Origin of the sequence: Flavobacterium orientale (genome assembly GCF_014638005.1) — a bacterium.
Classification (GTDB): domain Bacteria; phylum Bacteroidota; class Bacteroidia; order Flavobacteriales; family Flavobacteriaceae; genus Flavobacterium; species Flavobacterium orientale.
On the sequence record NZ_BMFG01000011.1, the window covers coordinates 67,604 to 82,928 of the forward strand.

Below are 15,325 nucleotides of genomic sequence, written 5' to 3' on the forward strand. Positions count from 1 at the left end.
AAACCTCTGATGAGTAAAATAAATAAAGAATTTGCCATTTCAACGTGGGCAATTAATAATAAAATGACGGTTTATGTCATCACAGCCATACTATTGATTGGTGGATTGATGTCGTATTATTCGATGCCGAGAGAGAGTTTTCCTGAAATTATTGAAACTAAAATTTATGTTAGTTCGATAAATCCGGGAAATTCGGCTGAAGATGTTGAAAAGCTGATAACCAAACCTTTGGAAGAAGAATTCAACAATATTTCGGGTGTAACGAAAATTACATCCAATACATTGGAAGATTATTCGATGATTTTGGTTGAATTTGACGAAGATATTTCGGTTGAAGATGCCAAACAAAAGGTAAAAGATAAGGTCGACCTTGTAAAATCCGATACTGAATGGCCAACCATCGACGGCGGCGGAAAAGTAGAACCAAACGTTTTTGATTTGAATATCGCCGAAGAAGTTCCAATTTTGAACATCAACATTACCGGCGATTTTTCATCCGAAAAACTGAAAGAATACGCTGAATATTTAGAAGATCAAATCGAAAGACTTCCACAAATTAAAGAGGCTGCCATTCGTGGTGCCGAAGATAAAGAAGTTGAAATTGCGGTTGATATGTACAAAATGTCCTCTGCAAAAGTAAGTTTTGACGACATTATCAATGCGGTGAAATATGAAAACAAAACAGTTTCTGGCGGAGGTGTTTCAAACAACGGAATTAAGAAAAATATTCGTGTTATAGGCGAAATTGAAAAACCGTCTGATTTAGAAAACATCATCGTAAAAAAACAAGATGGAAATGTATATTTAAAAGATATTGCTACTATTACTTTTAAAGAAAAAGAACGTACAACATATGCTAGAGATTATGGCAAACCCGTTGTGATGCTCGATATCAAAAAACGAAGTGGCAAGAACATGGTGGAAGCTGTAGATGGTCTAAAAGCTATTATCGACAAAGCCAAAGAAAATTATTTCCCCGAAGGTTTAACCATTACTTATGCAAACGATCAATCAGAAAGAACGATTGCTCAAGTGGATGATTTGGTGAACAATATCATTTTTGGGGTAATTCTTGTAATCGGTGTTTTAATGTTTTTCTTAGGATTTAGAAATGCATTATTTGTTGGTTTTGCTATTCCACTTTCAATGTTTATGTCATACATGATTCTGGCTTCTTTCGGAATTACCTTAAACACAATGGTGCTTTTTGGATTAGTTATGGGACTAGGAATGTTGGTGGATAATGGAATCGTTGTGGTGGAAAACGTTTACACCTTAATGAGTGAAGGAAAAACCAGAAAACAAGCCGCCATTGAAGGTATTGGTGAAATTGCTTGGCCAATTATCGCATCCACAGCAACTACGCTTGCTGCATTTTTCCCATTGGGATTATGGCCTGGAACGATGGGGAAATTTATGATTTATTTTCCAATGACATTATCCGTAGTACTATTTTCTTCTTTATTTGTAGCGTTAGTTATTAATGCCATGCTAACATCTGATTTTATGAAAATAAAAGAAGAAAAAATGAGTAAAAAATCACTTATAAATTTAAGCGGGATTGTAGGTGGGATTGGATTAATCATGCTTGTTTCAGGATTCATCTCAAATGCTGGAGGATTAAAAGGTCTTGGAAACCTGATGCTTTTCTTTGCCATAATGTTATGGGTTTACAAATATTTTCTAGTTGGAGCACAAGATTATTTTCAACGAGTTATCTTAGTTTGGCTTGAAAACAAATACCGAACATTTCTACAATTTGCTCTTGGCGGAAGAAAACCTTGGGCATTCTTTCTTGGCACATTCGGCTTGTTGATTTTATCATTCATAGCGGTTGGAATTGCAAAACCAAATGTGTTGTTCTTTCCAGAAAATCAACCCAATCAAATTATGGTTTATATTGAATTCCCCGAAGGAACAGACATCAAAAAAACCAATGAATTTACAAAAGAGATTGAGAAAAAAGTATATGCCATAGCCAATAAATATGTGGAAGACGGCGATAATTATATGGTAGAAAGTGCCATTGGTCAAGTAGGTCAAGGTGCCGGAAATCCGCAAACCGAAGGTGGTGCTCAAAACGACATGCCTAACCGTGGAAAAGTTACGTTAACCATGAGGGAGTTCAAATACCGAAAAGGGTTAAACAGTTTGGATGTGATGGAAGAAATCCGTTCTGCTGTCCAAGGTTATGCAGGCGTTTCAGTAATTGTTGAAAAAGAACAAAACGGTCCGCCTGCAGGATATCCTGTAAATATTGAAATTTCGGGTGAAGATTATGATGCGATGTTGATGGAAGCTAAAAAAATGAAAAGTTTTATCGACGGAAAAAACATCGGCGGAATTGAAGAGCTTAAAATTGATGTAAACAAAGAAAAACCGGGTGTAGACGTAACGGTAGATTTAGACAAAGCCGGTCAACTTGGAATCACATCAGGTCAAGTAGGACAAACATTGCGAAGAGCTATTTTTGGCGAAAAAATTTCTACTTATAAAGACGGAAAAGACGATTTTGAAATCAACGTTCGTTTACCGGAAGCTCAACGGAATGACAATAACATCATTTACAATCAACCAATAACGTTTAGAGATCAAGCTTCTGGAAAATTGGTTCAAGTTCCAATTTCTTCGATTACTTCTAATGAAAATTCTACGACTTTCAACACTATTAAAAGAAAAAATTTAAAGCGAGTGATAACCGTTTACTCCAATGTTGTAACTGGTTATAATGGAAATGAAATAGTTGAAAAAATTAAAAAAGAATTAGAAGATTATCAAATAGGAAAAGACATTAATTTCTCTTTTACAGGTGAGCAAGAAGAGCAATCTAAAAACATGAGTTTCTTGGTTAAAGCTTTATTAATTGCGTTGGGAGGAATTATTTTAATCTTGGTTGCTCAATTTAATTCAGTTTCCAAACCAATTATTATTATGGTTTCGGTCCTACTGAGTTTTGCCGGTGTATTTTTCGGAATGGTCATTTTCAAAAATGACTTCGTAATTATAATGACCATGATGGGAATAATTTCCTTGGCAGGAATCGTAGTAAACAATGCCATTGTATTAATTGATTACACACAATTGCTCATTGACAGAAAGTTACATGAAAAAGGGTTGGATGAAGACGGTTTATTAAACAAACAAGAATATTTAGATGTAATTGTAGAAGGGGGTCGTTCGCGTTTAAGACCGGTTTTGTTAACCGCAATTACCACCGTTTTAGGGTTAGTCCCGTTAGCAATGGGATTGAACGTTGACTTTTTTGGTCTATTCATCAATTATAACCCCAACATATATGTGGGTGGAGATAACGTAATTTTTTGGGGACCATTGGCTAAAACCGTTATCTACGGATTAATTTTTGCCACTTTCCTTACTTTAGTAATTGTTCCGGTGATGTTCTTTTTACTTCACAAAGGAAAAATTAAAGTAAAAAAGAAAAAGAAGAAAAAATTAGATTTAAATGCTGAAACAATTTAACCAATTAAACCACGTGCAAGCGTGGTTTTTTTTATCTTGCGTAAAACATTTTACATGAAAACATTTTTAAGTTTCTTTTTACTATCCCTTTTATTAATAGGCTGTGCCAAAGAAGAAATCCAATCAATCAAAATTAAAAACCAATACACAATTGAAGTTCCAAACTTCATGAGTCAAACCGCTATTTTAAATAGAGATGCTTCACTTCAAGTTCAAAATGAAGCAAAAGAGTTTTTTACGGTAGTGATTGATGAACCTCAAGCAGAATTTAATGAAATGATGGTGGCATTAGACAATCAATATGAAAGTAATTTTACTGGATATACCAATTTGATTACGGATAATTTAAAACTGATGGTTGAGAAAAATAATTTTTCTGAAATTAAAGACGTCACTATTGACGATAAAAAAGCCAAGCTCTTCACGATTGAAGGCACCGTTGATTCACACGAAATTATATACCATCTCGGCTTTATAGAAGGTAAAAAACACTATTACCAAATTGTGAGCTGGACCAGTTCAAAACAAAAAAAGGCAAACTTCAAAAACATGGAACAAATAGTGCACTCATTTAAGGAAACTGTAAAATAAAAAATCCCACCTTAAAAGTGGGATTTCTTATTCTCTATGAGTGGTTCTTATGCTTCAAAAGGAACAACAGATACAAACGACTTGTTGTCTCCTTTTTTCTGAAACTTAACCACACCGTCAACTCTTGCGTGTAACGTGTGATCTTTACCCATGTAAACGTTGTCACCTGGGTTATGTTTAGAACCTCTTTGTCTTACAATGATATTTCCTGCAATAGCTGCTTGACCACCATATATCTTAACGCCTAAACGTTTCGATTCTGATTCTCTACCATTCTTGGAACTACCGACACCTTTCTTGTGAGCCATGATGTTTAAGTTTTAAATGTTAATTATTCTTCTGTGGTTTCCGCTTTTTTAGCAGTTTTCTTTTTTGGTGCACTAGCATTAATTCCCTCAATAACAATTTGAGAAAATGATTGTCTGTGACCATTTTTCTTTTTGTAACCTTTTCTTCTTTTCTTTTTGAAGACAATTACTTTATCACCTTTTAAGTGTTGAATCACTTTGGCTTCTACTGAAGCACCTTCTATAGCGGGGGCGCCAATGGTAACTGTTCCATTATCATCTAACAACATCACTTTGTCAAAAGAAACTTTGCTTCCTTCTTCAGTTGCTAAACGGTGAACAAATACTTTTTGGTCTTTGCTTACTTTAAATTGTTGCCCTGCTATCTCTACGATTGCGTACATAACAATATGTTTTAATTGATTTTTTTAAGGTTGCAAATATACAACTATTTATGATTCACACAACTGTAAATCAAAAAATAAATGAATCTAGAGAAAAAATTAAGAGGTCATTTTTAATATTTAAAAAAAAACTTAGTAAATCTGTAACAAAATACCGAAATTGCACTCTTATTAGAATCAAAAAATAAATCACTAATTTTTATGAAAAAATCTTTAATGGCCTTAAGTTCAGTTCTTATGCTAGGAAGTACTGTTTCTGCTCAAAAAGTTGAGTTTGAACATTACACCCTAAATAACGGTATGCACGTGATTTTACATCAAGACAATTCTGCTCCTGTTGTGATCACTTCTGTAATGTATCATGTTGGAGCAAAAGACGAAAATCCTGAGAGAACAGGTTTTGCCCACTTTTTTGAACACCTTTTGTTTGAAGGAACTAAAAATATCGAGCGTGGCGAATGGTTTAAAATTGTAACCGGAAACGGTGGTACAAATAACGCAAATACTTCTGATGACAGAACGTATTATTATGAAATCTTCCCATCTAATAATTTAGAATTAGGTTTATGGATGGAATCTGAACGTTTACTTCACCCGGTTATCAACCAAATTGGTGTGGATACGCAAAACGAAGTAGTGAAAGAAGAAAAACGTTTACGCGTTGACAACCAACCGTACGGAAACATTTTAGCGGAAGTAAAACGAAACATGTTTTTCAAACACCCTTATCGTTGGGCAACTATCGGTTCTATGGAACATTTAGACGCAGCAACTTTGGAAGAATTTCAAGCATTCAACAAAAAGTTTTATGTACCCAACAACGCTACTTTGGTAGTGGCAGGTCAGTTTGATCCTGCTCAAGCCAAAAAATGGATTGACCAATATTTCGGATCCATTCCAAAAGGAGCTCCTATCACTCGTGAAAAATTTGTGGAAGATCCAATCACACAACCTTTAAGAGCTAGATATGAAGACCCAAACATCCAAATTCCAATGGCAATGGTTTCCTATAGAACCCCTTCTATGAAAACTAGAGATGCTCGTGTTTTAGATATGATTTCTACAATTTTATCAGATGGAAAAAGCTCTAGACTTTACAAAAAAATGGTAGACGAAATGAAAATGGCCCTTCAAATTGGAGCATTCAATTTCAGCCAAGAAGATTATGGCTTGTATATTTTATACGGCTTACCAATGGGAAGCAACACACCGAATGACATGATTGCTGAATTTGACAAAGAAATTGTAAAGCTTCAAACTGAACTAATCTCTGAAAAAGAATACCAAAAACTACAAAACATCTACGAGAGCCAATATGTAGATAGCAATTCATCAGTTGAAGGTATTGCTGGTAATTTAGCAACATTCCACATGCTTTATGGTGATGTGAATTTAATTAATACTGAAATTGAAATTTACCGCTCTATTACTAAAGAAGAAATTAGAGACGTGGCCAAAAAGTATTTAAATCCTAACCAACGCTTAATAATGGATTACGTTCCAAAATCAGATAAAGCTCAAAACTAAGACAAAGAATCATGAAAAAAACACTAATTATTGTAACGAGCTTGTTATTAACTTTTACTATGCAAGCACAAGATAGACCGCAACCCAAACCGGGACCTGCACCAAAAATTAATATCGGAAAACCACAAACGTTTGAATTACCTAATGGCTTAAAAGTTTTGGTAGTCGAAAACAACAAACTTCCAAGAGTTTCATATAGTTTAACCATCGACACACCTCCATATGCTGAAGGTGCTAAAAAAGGAGTTTCCGATTTAACAGGAGCTTTAATGGGTAACGGAACTAAAACCGTTTCTAAAGATGATTTCAATGAAGAAGTTGATTTTTTAGGTGCTTCAATTAACTTTAGTTCTAACGGTGCTTTTGCCAGCGGCTTATCTAAATATTCACAACGTATTTTGGAATTAATGGCTGATGGAGCTTTGAATCCATTGTTTACACAAGACCAATTTGATAAAGAAAAAGCAAAACTTATTGAAGGTTTAAAATCACAGGAAAAAAGCGTACCTGCTATTGCAAGAAGAGTGGAAAACGTTTTGGCGTATGGAAAAAACCACCCAAGAGGTGAATATGTTTCTGAAGAAACCGTTAATGCCATTTCGCTTGAAGACGTAAAACAAAACTATATTACTTATTTTACGCCGTCAAATGCTTATTTGGTAATTGTTGGTGATGTAAAATTCAATGAAGTTAAAAGTTCGGTTGAAAAATTATTTACCTCTTGGAAAAAAGGAACGGCTCCTGCGGCTTCTTATACAAACCCAAAAGATGTTCAATACACACAAATTAACTTTGTAGATGCTCCAAATGCGGTGCAATCAGAAATTGCAGCAGTGCACATCACCAATTTAAAAATGACGGACAAAGATTATTTTGCAGCTCTTTTAGCTAATCAAATCTTAGGTGGTGATTTCAACAGTTATTTAAACATGAACTTGAGAGAAGCTCATGGCTGGACGTATGGTGCTCGTTCTATTTTAAGAGGAAACAAATATGTAAATAACTTTGCTGCTACTACACAAGTTAGAAATGCTGTTACAGACAGTGCTGTAGTTGAAATCCTTAAAGAAATCAAACGAATCAGAACTGAAAAAGTGTCTGACGATGTGTTGAAAAATGTAAAAGCAGGATATGTTGGAAATTTTGTAATGCAAATTGAAAAACCAGCAACTGTAGCTCGTTATGCTCTTCAAACAAAAACACAAGGTCTTCCGGCTGATTTCTTTGAAAACTACATCAAAAATATCAATGCTGTGACTGCTGATGACATTTTAAGAGTTTCTAAAAAATATTTCCTAGAAGACAACCTACGTATATTGGTAGTTAGTAAAGCTGCTGATGTACTACCTGGACTGGAAAAACTAAACATACCTATTTTCTATTTTGATAAATATGGTAACAAAGTAGATAAACCTGTTGCAAAAGCAGTTAGTGCTGATGTAAGTGCTAAATCTGTTTTAGAGAAATACATTAATGCAATTGGTGGCCAAAAAGCATTGTCTGAAGTGAAAACTATCATGACTACTTCTTCGGGTACTATTCAAGGAACAGCTCTTGAAATGACTGCAAAAGTTTCTTCAAGCAACAAAATGGCTGTTGAAATGAAAGCTATGGGGATGTCTTTAATGAAACAAGTAGTTAATGAGAATGGTGGTTATATGGTGCAACAAGGGCAACGTAAAGATTTAACCGGTGAAGAATTGGCCGAAATGAAATCAAGTGCCGTACCGTTTGAAGAATTAAATCTTTTAAATAAATCCGACTTGACTTTAGGTGCTGTTGAAAACATTAATGGTGCTGATGCATATGCGGTTAAAAACGGAAAAACAACCTATTACTTTGATGTAAAATCAGGATTAAAAGTAGGTGAAGCGAAAGAAATGGAGCAAATGGGTCAAAAAATGACCCAAACCACCTATTACGCTGATTACAAAGAAGTGAAAGGAATTAAATTCCCACACAAAACGACTTTGAATATCGGAATGGAATTAGAGTTAATTACTTCAGATGTAAAAATCAATGAAGGAGTAACAGAAGAAGATTTTAAATAAGTAGTTTATTTTTTGATGAAAAAGACTGTCAGCAATGGCAGTCTTTTTTTTGCTATTACAATAATAAAATTTTGACACAAAGAAAGTAAGACACAAAGAATTGATTCTTTACAGGCTTTGTGGCTTAATCGCAAATATAAAACTTGGCAACTTTGGGGCTTTGTGGCAAAAAAAGAAAAACCTATTTCTTAGCAGAAAGATAAACCCCCAATAAAATAATTGAAGCTCCAATTAACTGCACAAAAGTAAGGGTTTCATGATCCACCATACCCCATAAAAAAGCAACAACAGGAATTAAATAGGTAACCGATGAAGCAAAAACAGGCGACGATATTTTAATCAATTTAAAAAACAAAATATTGGCCAATGCGGTTCCAACTACTCCTAAAATAAGAATGTAAACTAGCACATTTTGAGTAGCTTCCGTTTGTACAGCAGTAAAAAAATCAGAAAAATAAAGTACCGCCAAAGCCGGAAATAAAATCACCACAAAATTCCCCGCAGTAATACTCAACGGGTTCAAATCAGACAAATACGTCTTGATGATGTTCACGTTTAAAGCATAACAAATGGATGCAATGACCAACAAAATAGCGTAATAATAGTTTTGATCCGGGTTATTCAAGGCACCGTTCATAATGAGCAACGCACTTCCGGTTAATCCGATAAAAACACCAAAAATTTGACGTCGTTGAAAATCGATTTTAAAAAGAATAATTCCTAAAACTAAGGTATTCAATGGTGTTAGCGAATTCAGAATAGCACTAACGGAACTGCTTATTTGCGTTTGAGCCACAGAAAATAAAAAAACCGGAATAAAAGTGCCCATAATAGCTGTGAAAGCAATATATTTCCAATGGCGTAATTGAATGTGTTTAATACTGTTAAACCCGATGATTAAGAGAAAAAGAGCGGCAAAAACCATTCGAAGTGAACCCAACTGAAAGGGATTTAACCCCACCAAACCTCTTTTAATCAAAATAAACGAACTACCCCAAACAAGGGCCAAAATAATTAAAAATACAAATTTTAAATTCTTGTTTTCCATGACTAAGTATTGCGTCACAAATCTGCGTTAAATTTCCCAAATCAAACGTGAAAAATTTGTTATTTTTGTACTACGTTAGCAATTAAAACGTTTACCTAAATACTAATTTTAAAATATATCCTATGAAAATCACACAATCTTTACTGGCATTAGCAATTTGTGGAGTTTTATTTACAAGCTGTAAAGAAAATGCAAAAGACGAAAATGACACGGCTACCGTTGAAATTTTAGACGAAACACCGGCTCAATTAGCAACGGCAAGTTTTACCATTGAAGGCATGCATTGTGCTGTTGGATGTGCCGGAACCATCCAAAAGAAATTAGCAAAATTAGAAGGTGTTGAAGAAGTGGATGTTGATTTTGACAACAAAAAAGCAACCATCACTTATGATGCAAACAAACAAACTCCTGAAATTTTGGTACAAACCGTTGAAAACATTTCAAAAGACTACATTATTTCTGATGTAACTTCTTCTGCCGATAAAGCCTTCTATTCTGAAAAAGACAAAAAGAAGAAAAACAAAAAAGAAGCTTCAAAAAGCGAAGAAACTACAGAAGCTAAAAAAGAATGCAGCAAAGACAAAAAAGCTTGTTGTGCCTCAAAAAAAGCGGAGACGTTGTAATCTGATAACACACTGAAAATACCTCAAAACCTTTGCTAAAGTAACTCTTTATCAAAGGTTTTTTCATTTGAGCTACTCCTACTTTGAATTGATTTTGTGTAGCTAGGTTGATAAATGACGTGTTTTGTGTTAATTTATGTATTGAACACTCCGACGAGTCGGTATGTATTTAGGTTATATGCTTATATCTTCACCTTGGAATAGTAGACATAAACTGTCACCATTGATGGCTTATCTAGGGAGTTAATAGGGAGTTGCTATATAGCATCCATATAGTATCTATATAAATGACCGTCCTGAAATAACTTTTGACCCGTCCTAAAACAACTATACATATTATTAAATAAATCCTATTATAGTTATACAAGACATTAATAGATTTTGAAAAAGTGCTATTGGAACCATATACTTTTTTTTGTAGCTTGCTTAAGACAAACCTATTTGTTATAAAATAGTTTTTAGAATAGGATTGTATGATGTAAATTATAATTTAATTCACTGGTTGATTTTATCTATTTATGGCAAAAATTATTGTACCCAAAAAGTATCTTGATGAATTCGCTGCTCTTGATGAGGCTATACAGGAGTTGAATGAGGGGAAGATTAAGTTGTTATTTGATTTGCTGAGTATTAAGCCAAGTGCTTCTGATTTGGAAAAAATGTTGGATTGGGAGCTTATTTTGGTGACGGTATTAGATAAACAAATGGCTGAACAACTGAATAAGATATCGGCTTATATACCCACATTAAAGTTTGTGGTGCGGGAAGATCATTCGCTTTTTACGTTATTACCGGGAGATAAAAAACGTAGGGTATGGAAAGAAAGGTAATTCTCCTCAAAAATAAAAGTATTTGAAGTGTGTACTCTGAAATATAAAGCAGCAACTATGAAGATAGAGATGAATTTTTTTAGCTAGGGATGCCACGGATTGATGCGGATTACGACGGATTTTGATTGTTGGCTGTTGCCTGATTTTGTTTTCCCGACCTAACGGTAGGTAAGTCCGGTCTGCCTCGGCAGAAGCAAAATCAGGGCGTGTGTGCTTAACTGGTTTTCAATTGGAATTGGGTGTCTTCGAAGTCATAGAATTACGTGGAACTAGTACATACTTAAGCTTAAATATGATTTCATAATTTTCTGATTTTAGGTTCCTGCTGTGTACTGCAATGAATGCCGCCACCTCCCCAATTTAATACCATAGCATCGATAAAGACAATCTTTCGTCCGGGGAAGGCTCTTTGTAATAGCCGCTCTACTTCTTTCTCTCTTTTAATCGAGGCTTTGTTGTTAGCGTATGAGGAAGTCACAACCACACCATTGGTTACCAAAAAATTCATGTAACTGGCAGCAGCTACACTCACCAACTCATCTCCTTTTTTCACTTTATTCCGGTCTTTATAGGTGAAAGATTTTAAGGAAATGTGGTGATTATCTCTGATTGAATCAGAAACTACGATAGGCCTTTCCTGAATATAAGGCAATGGGATTTTGATGATTCTAAAAGGCTTGCCATTATGATCGGATGCCTTTTTCAGTATCTCGTAGTTTTTTTTCATCCGCTCATAATTGAGCTTATTAAGAGGGTGTGCCTCTACCTCATTTTCATCTACCCATGCTAAAAGAATGGTTCTGTCATCTGCAAACCGAACAAATTCATCAGTATGTCCACCAGTGCCCAGTGTAATGTATTTGCCTAATTGAAATTGGGTCATATGTTCGTCTTCTGCCAATCCTTGAGGTAGCCAGATTACTTTTTTGACTCCCAGCGTTCTTTTGTATTCTTCCTCCAATGCTTCTTTAGTCCAGCCGGGATTTCGCTTTAGCGTTACAGCTTCACATTGGATTAGCACCCCTTTGCCATTGACCTCAATGGATCCACCCTCTATGGTAAGGTTCCCTTTTATCCATTTAGCACCGGTTGCTACTGCCATCAGGCTATCTACCTTAGCACGTTTACCTTGTCGTATTTTTTTATCCCATATTTTCAAACTGTCAGCAATGGTAGAGTCTCGATTTATTTGCCAATCCAAATAGCCGTAAAAATTCCACTCAAAATCAACAGCACCAAGCTCCCCTAGCCTGTTGATTACAAATGTAGCACCATGATCCCTGATCCAATGTGCTTCACCAGGCATCACAAAAAACTGAATCTTTGTAGTATCCACGCCTAGGCTGTCCAATTGTCTTTTTGCAATTTGCATGATGCTATCGGAGGGCGATGCCATTTTAATCTTAACATGGCCTTCAATGGCCTTCATTACATCAGTAATCACCTTTTTGTAATCGTTCTCCCTATCACCCATATACCAGGTACCAAACCACACGGCTTCTTGGGGCTCAAATTCTCCCGGCATATAAAAAGCAGTAGGATCTGTTGCGTCTTCCGATTTGCATGAAAAAACAACCAAGCTCATAACTAATAAGCTAAAAAGCAAACTTAAAAAATGGGTTCCTTTCATTACTTCAAATTTTTTATGTTAATACTATTATAAGTCATCAACACACCATTAAGAACAAAATAAACAGGCAAAAACTACTCTATAACTTGAAACTATCCACAACAAAAGTTGCATAAACATCTCGTTACAGTTTGGTTGTCAAAAGTTTGCTGTGCTTTCCTTAATTCAAATATATCCTTTTTTCCTTTGATTTGAAAGTAGTTTTCTCTGATTTATTGGAAGTTATTGTTTATTGAAGAAATGATTATATGCTTATAAGTGGGGAGATATTCCGAAGAGCATAAGTTCTCAGCGGTTTTTTTATTTAACAAACACATTTCTCACAATTATCACAATTACATCTTAAAACTCTCGTTACTACTAAAAAAGAAATTATATGCGGAATTTTTTTTTCTTATTTTTAGGTTTGTTTGGAGCACAAGCTCAAACATCTTCGTGGAGTGTTGAACTGAGCTATCCTGCTTTAGTAGATCAAAATTTTGTTGGAGCCAATTTTAACGGGATCGTAGAGGCGGGAACAAAATACCAATTTTGGGAAAACCTTTCTTTTAAAACCGGAGTTTCTTTGCATACCGGGTTGTTCAAAGACAAAGATGGTATTCAAGATCCTACCACCGATTTTGATTTACTCATTTGGACGCTACAACCGCGTATTTACGGGGAGTTATTTTTACCAACCCTACCGCAATTCCACCCAATTATTGGAATAGGCTATAGTGCGGTAACCTTTTTCACCAATGGTAACGTTATGACTTTCTTCCCGCAAGGCAACGAAACCCGATATGGCGTAAATGTTGCAGCAGGTTTTTCACTTGATGTGAGCAAGCAGTGGTACTTTCATGCCAGTTATGATTTTATTAAACTTTCCAATTCAGGGAATTTCACAAACCCTTATTTGCAAAACATCAACTTGGTCAAACTTGGGGTGGGGTATAGGATTTGATATTTTCAAAAACTATTTAATAAGCAAATCTAATAGTAATCCCATCAGTTCTTCCAACGCAACGTTTCCATTAACGTTTGCATATCATCTTTGATGTAACTTGCAGCAGGCATAATAGAATCAAAATTCGGTTTGGTGTAGAAGTAAACCGAGCCGGTAACAAAATGATTGAGACTGTCTGTTAAATAAAACTGGGTATTGGTTGCCGCATTACCTCCAACTTGATAAAACATACCATACACTTTATCTTTGGTATTGATAAAAGGCAATTCAATAATGTCATCTGCTTTAATCACGTGCTCGTAAGTAAGTTTTTGAGCATCACGCAACAAGGTTTCCAAATTAGAACCAACTGGTTTATAGGTTAAAAACACCGAAGCCTTCATTCTTGGATAACTAATGGTAACATTGCAATCTTCTTTCACTTTTACTTGCGTATCCGTATTATGATCAAAAACAAACGGACACGGACTGTCAAAGCCCATATAACTAGCTTCTTCATAATCCAATCGCAAATGAGCAAAAGGTTTTGGCATCGCGTCGTCTTTACAACTTACAAGCAGCACTAATCCAAACAGAAATAACACCTTTCTTTTAAACATCTAAAGTAACTTTGATTTGTTTCACTCTTTTTTTGTCAACCGCTTCGATGGTGAACACCACTTTTTGAAAAGCAATTTTTTGTCCTTTCTTTGGAAAACTTCCAATTATCTCGAGTATGAATCCGGCTAATGTTTCGGCTTCTCCTTTGTTGGATTCAAAAATCTCATCGTCAACGTCCACAATTCGATAAAAATCTTTCAAGTTGATTTTACCTTCAAATAAAAAATTCTTATCGTCAATCTGTGAATAACTACTATTTACATCATCAAACTCATCACTAATATCGCCCACTATTTCTTCAATAATATCTTCCAATGTAATCACTCCTGAAGTCCCACCATATTCATCTACTACAACTGCTAAATGACTCTTTTTATTTTGAAAGTCTTTCAATAAGTCATCTAATTTTTTGTTTTCAGGCACAAAAAGCGGCTCTCGCAATAAACTTTTCCAATCAAAATTAGCGATTTCGATATAGGGCAGTAAGTCTTTCACATACAAAACGCCTTCAATTTGATCAATATTTTCACGATAAACGGGAATACGAGAAAATCCATTATTTACAATCTTTGGTATAATTTCTTCAAAAGTTTCGTCATCCTCCAAAGCAAAAACATCAATTCTCGGACTCATAACTTGTCTAGCATCCGTATTTCCGAAAGAAACAATGCCCTCCAAAATTTTTTGCTCTTCATCAGATGTTTCTTCAGAAGATGTAAGTTCTAATGCTTGTGACAGTTGATTGACTGATAAATTTGATTTTTGCTTCACCAATTTATTTTCAAGAAATAGAATTAGTCGTCGCATTGGCATGTTGAAAGGCGTCAACAAAAAATTGAAAAATGCAATGGGTTTGGCAATAATTTTGGCAAACTTCACATTGTTTTTGTTGGCATATATTTTTGGCAAAACCTCACCAAACAATAAAATTAAAAAAGTAACTACCCCTATTTCAACAATCCATTTGAGCAGAATGGAATCTATGCCACCAAAAAGCCTATCTTTAATAGAAAAGAAAACAATTATGATAGCAATATTGATAAAATTATTAACTATTAATAGCGTAGCAAATAACTTTCTTGGTTTTTGAAGTAAATGTGAAATGGTTTGATCTTTCCCTTCCGATTCTTCTGTTACATCATCTATATCTTTTTGAGACAATGAAAACAAAGCCACTTCTGCTCCTGAAATTAAAGCAGAGCAAATTAGTAACACAAAAATGCTTACTAATCCTATAAGCAAATTTGCGTCTAAATTTTCTAGAATACCGGAATGTTCTGGGTCCAAATAATGGTAAATTGGTTAAAC

13 protein-coding genes are annotated in these 15,325 nt (G+C 34.9%); 7 read left to right on the forward strand and 6 right to left on the reverse strand.

The window, feature by feature from the left end; translation table 11 throughout:
• Positions 1 to 9: 9 nt before the first annotated feature.
• Together IEV15_RS12770 and IEV15_RS12775 are read left to right on the forward strand one after the other, a co-directional pair.
• Positions 10 to 3,480: an efflux RND transporter permease subunit gene (locus IEV15_RS12770; RefSeq protein WP_188362919.1), complete on the forward strand. Its 3,471-nt coding sequence runs from the start codon at positions 10 to 12 to the stop codon at positions 3,478 to 3,480.
• 54 nt (positions 3,481 to 3,534) lie between these two features.
• Complete coding sequence (locus tag IEV15_RS12775; RefSeq protein WP_188362920.1) at positions 3,535 to 4,071, forward strand: hypothetical protein; 537 nt, start codon at positions 3,535 to 3,537, stop codon at positions 4,069 to 4,071.
• Between the two features lie 47 nt (positions 4,072 to 4,118).
• Here the strand turns inward: IEV15_RS12775 and rpmA are convergent, their stop codons facing one another.
• The gene (gene rpmA, locus IEV15_RS12780) at positions 4,119 to 4,379 is read right to left on the reverse strand and encodes a 50S ribosomal protein L27 (RefSeq protein WP_188362921.1); all 261 of its coding nucleotides are present in this window, start codon (positions 4,377 to 4,379) and stop codon (positions 4,119 to 4,121) included.
• Between the two features lie 23 nt (positions 4,380 to 4,402).
• Complete coding sequence (gene rplU, locus IEV15_RS12785) at positions 4,403 to 4,762, reverse strand: 50S ribosomal protein L21 (protein ID WP_188362922.1); 360 nt, start codon at positions 4,760 to 4,762, stop codon at positions 4,403 to 4,405.
• A 201-nt stretch (positions 4,763 to 4,963) separates the two neighbouring features.
• On the opposite strand from rplU, the gene IEV15_RS12790 reads away from it, so the two are divergent.
• Together IEV15_RS12790 and IEV15_RS12795 are read left to right on the forward strand one after the other, a co-directional pair.
• Positions 4,964 to 6,289 carry a M16 family metallopeptidase gene (locus IEV15_RS12790; protein WP_188362923.1) on the forward strand — a complete coding sequence of 442 codons (1,326 nt, stop codon included), beginning with the start codon at positions 4,964 to 4,966 and terminating at the stop codon, positions 6,287 to 6,289.
• Between the two features lie 11 nt (positions 6,290 to 6,300).
• Entirely contained in the window at positions 6,301 to 8,340 is a 2,040-nt protein-coding gene (locus IEV15_RS12795) for an insulinase family protein (protein WP_229734157.1), read from the forward strand.
• 181 nt (positions 8,341 to 8,521) lie between these two features.
• Here the strand turns inward: IEV15_RS12795 and IEV15_RS12800 are convergent, their stop codons facing one another.
• Positions 8,522 to 9,388, reverse strand: a complete 867-nt coding sequence (locus tag IEV15_RS12800) for a DMT family transporter (protein WP_188362924.1) — start codon at positions 9,386 to 9,388, stop codon at positions 8,522 to 8,524.
• A gap of 122 nt (positions 9,389 to 9,510) precedes the next feature.
• On the opposite strand from IEV15_RS12800, the gene IEV15_RS12805 reads away from it, so the two are divergent.
• Together IEV15_RS12805 and IEV15_RS12810 are read left to right on the forward strand one after the other, a co-directional pair.
• The gene (locus tag IEV15_RS12805) at positions 9,511 to 10,011 is read left to right on the forward strand and encodes a heavy-metal-associated domain-containing protein (protein WP_188362925.1); all 501 of its coding nucleotides are present in this window, start codon (positions 9,511 to 9,513) and stop codon (positions 10,009 to 10,011) included.
• 518 nt (positions 10,012 to 10,529) lie between these two features.
• Positions 10,530 to 10,841, forward strand: coding sequence for a hypothetical protein (locus IEV15_RS12810; RefSeq protein WP_188362926.1), 312 nt, complete (start codon positions 10,530 to 10,532; stop codon positions 10,839 to 10,841).
• A 298-nt stretch (positions 10,842 to 11,139) separates the two neighbouring features.
• Here IEV15_RS12810 and IEV15_RS12815 read toward each other — a convergent pair whose 3' ends face one another.
• Entirely contained in the window at positions 11,140 to 12,471 is a 1,332-nt protein-coding gene (locus tag IEV15_RS12815) for an agmatine deiminase family protein (RefSeq protein WP_188362927.1), read from the reverse strand.
• 376 nt (positions 12,472 to 12,847) lie between these two features.
• On the opposite strand from IEV15_RS12815, the gene IEV15_RS12820 reads away from it, so the two are divergent.
• The gene (locus IEV15_RS12820) at positions 12,848 to 13,414 is read left to right on the forward strand and encodes an outer membrane beta-barrel protein (RefSeq protein ID WP_188362928.1); all 567 of its coding nucleotides are present in this window, start codon (positions 12,848 to 12,850) and stop codon (positions 13,412 to 13,414) included.
• Between the two features lie 44 nt (positions 13,415 to 13,458).
• Here IEV15_RS12820 and gldD read toward each other — a convergent pair whose 3' ends face one another.
• Positions 13,459 to 14,016, reverse strand: a complete 558-nt coding sequence (gene gldD / locus IEV15_RS12825) for a gliding motility lipoprotein GldD (RefSeq protein WP_188362929.1) — start codon at positions 14,014 to 14,016, stop codon at positions 13,459 to 13,461.
• The gene (gene gldE, locus IEV15_RS12830; protein ID WP_188362930.1) at positions 14,009 to 15,304 is read right to left on the reverse strand and encodes a gliding motility-associated protein GldE; all 1,296 of its coding nucleotides are present in this window, start codon (positions 15,302 to 15,304) and stop codon (positions 14,009 to 14,011) included. Before gldE ends, gldD begins: the two co-directional genes overlap by 8 nt.
• Positions 15,305 to 15,325: the final 21 nt, after the last annotated feature.

Excerpts from the sequence above, each read along its gene's own strand:
- IEV15_RS12770 (WP_188362919.1), top strand. The coding sequence starts at position 10 with ATGAGTAAAATAAATAAAGAATTTGCCATTTCAACGTGGGCAATTAAT.
- IEV15_RS12775 (WP_188362920.1), top strand. The coding sequence starts at position 3,535 with ATGAAAACATTTTTAAGTTTCTTTTTACTATCCCTTTTATTAATAGGC.
- rpmA (WP_188362921.1), bottom strand. The coding sequence starts at position 4,379 with ATGGCTCACAAGAAAGGTGTCGGTAGTTCCAAGAATGGTAGAGAATCA.
- rplU (WP_188362922.1), bottom strand. The coding sequence starts at position 4,762 with ATGTACGCAATCGTAGAGATAGCAGGGCAACAATTTAAAGTAAGCAAA.
- IEV15_RS12790 (WP_188362923.1), top strand. The coding sequence starts at position 4,964 with ATGAAAAAATCTTTAATGGCCTTAAGTTCAGTTCTTATGCTAGGAAGT.
- IEV15_RS12795 (WP_229734157.1), top strand. The coding sequence starts at position 6,301 with ATGAAAAAAACACTAATTATTGTAACGAGCTTGTTATTAACTTTTACT.
- IEV15_RS12800 (WP_188362924.1), bottom strand. The coding sequence starts at position 9,388 with ATGGAAAACAAGAATTTAAAATTTGTATTTTTAATTATTTTGGCCCTT.
- IEV15_RS12805 (WP_188362925.1), top strand. The coding sequence starts at position 9,511 with ATGAAAATCACACAATCTTTACTGGCATTAGCAATTTGTGGAGTTTTA.
- IEV15_RS12810 (WP_188362926.1), top strand. The coding sequence starts at position 10,530 with ATGGCAAAAATTATTGTACCCAAAAAGTATCTTGATGAATTCGCTGCT.
- IEV15_RS12815 (WP_188362927.1), bottom strand. The coding sequence starts at position 12,471 with ATGAAAGGAACCCATTTTTTAAGTTTGCTTTTTAGCTTATTAGTTATG.
- IEV15_RS12820 (WP_188362928.1), top strand. The coding sequence starts at position 12,848 with ATGCGGAATTTTTTTTTCTTATTTTTAGGTTTGTTTGGAGCACAAGCT.
- gldD (WP_188362929.1), bottom strand. The coding sequence starts at position 14,016 with ATGTTTAAAAGAAAGGTGTTATTTCTGTTTGGATTAGTGCTGCTTGTA.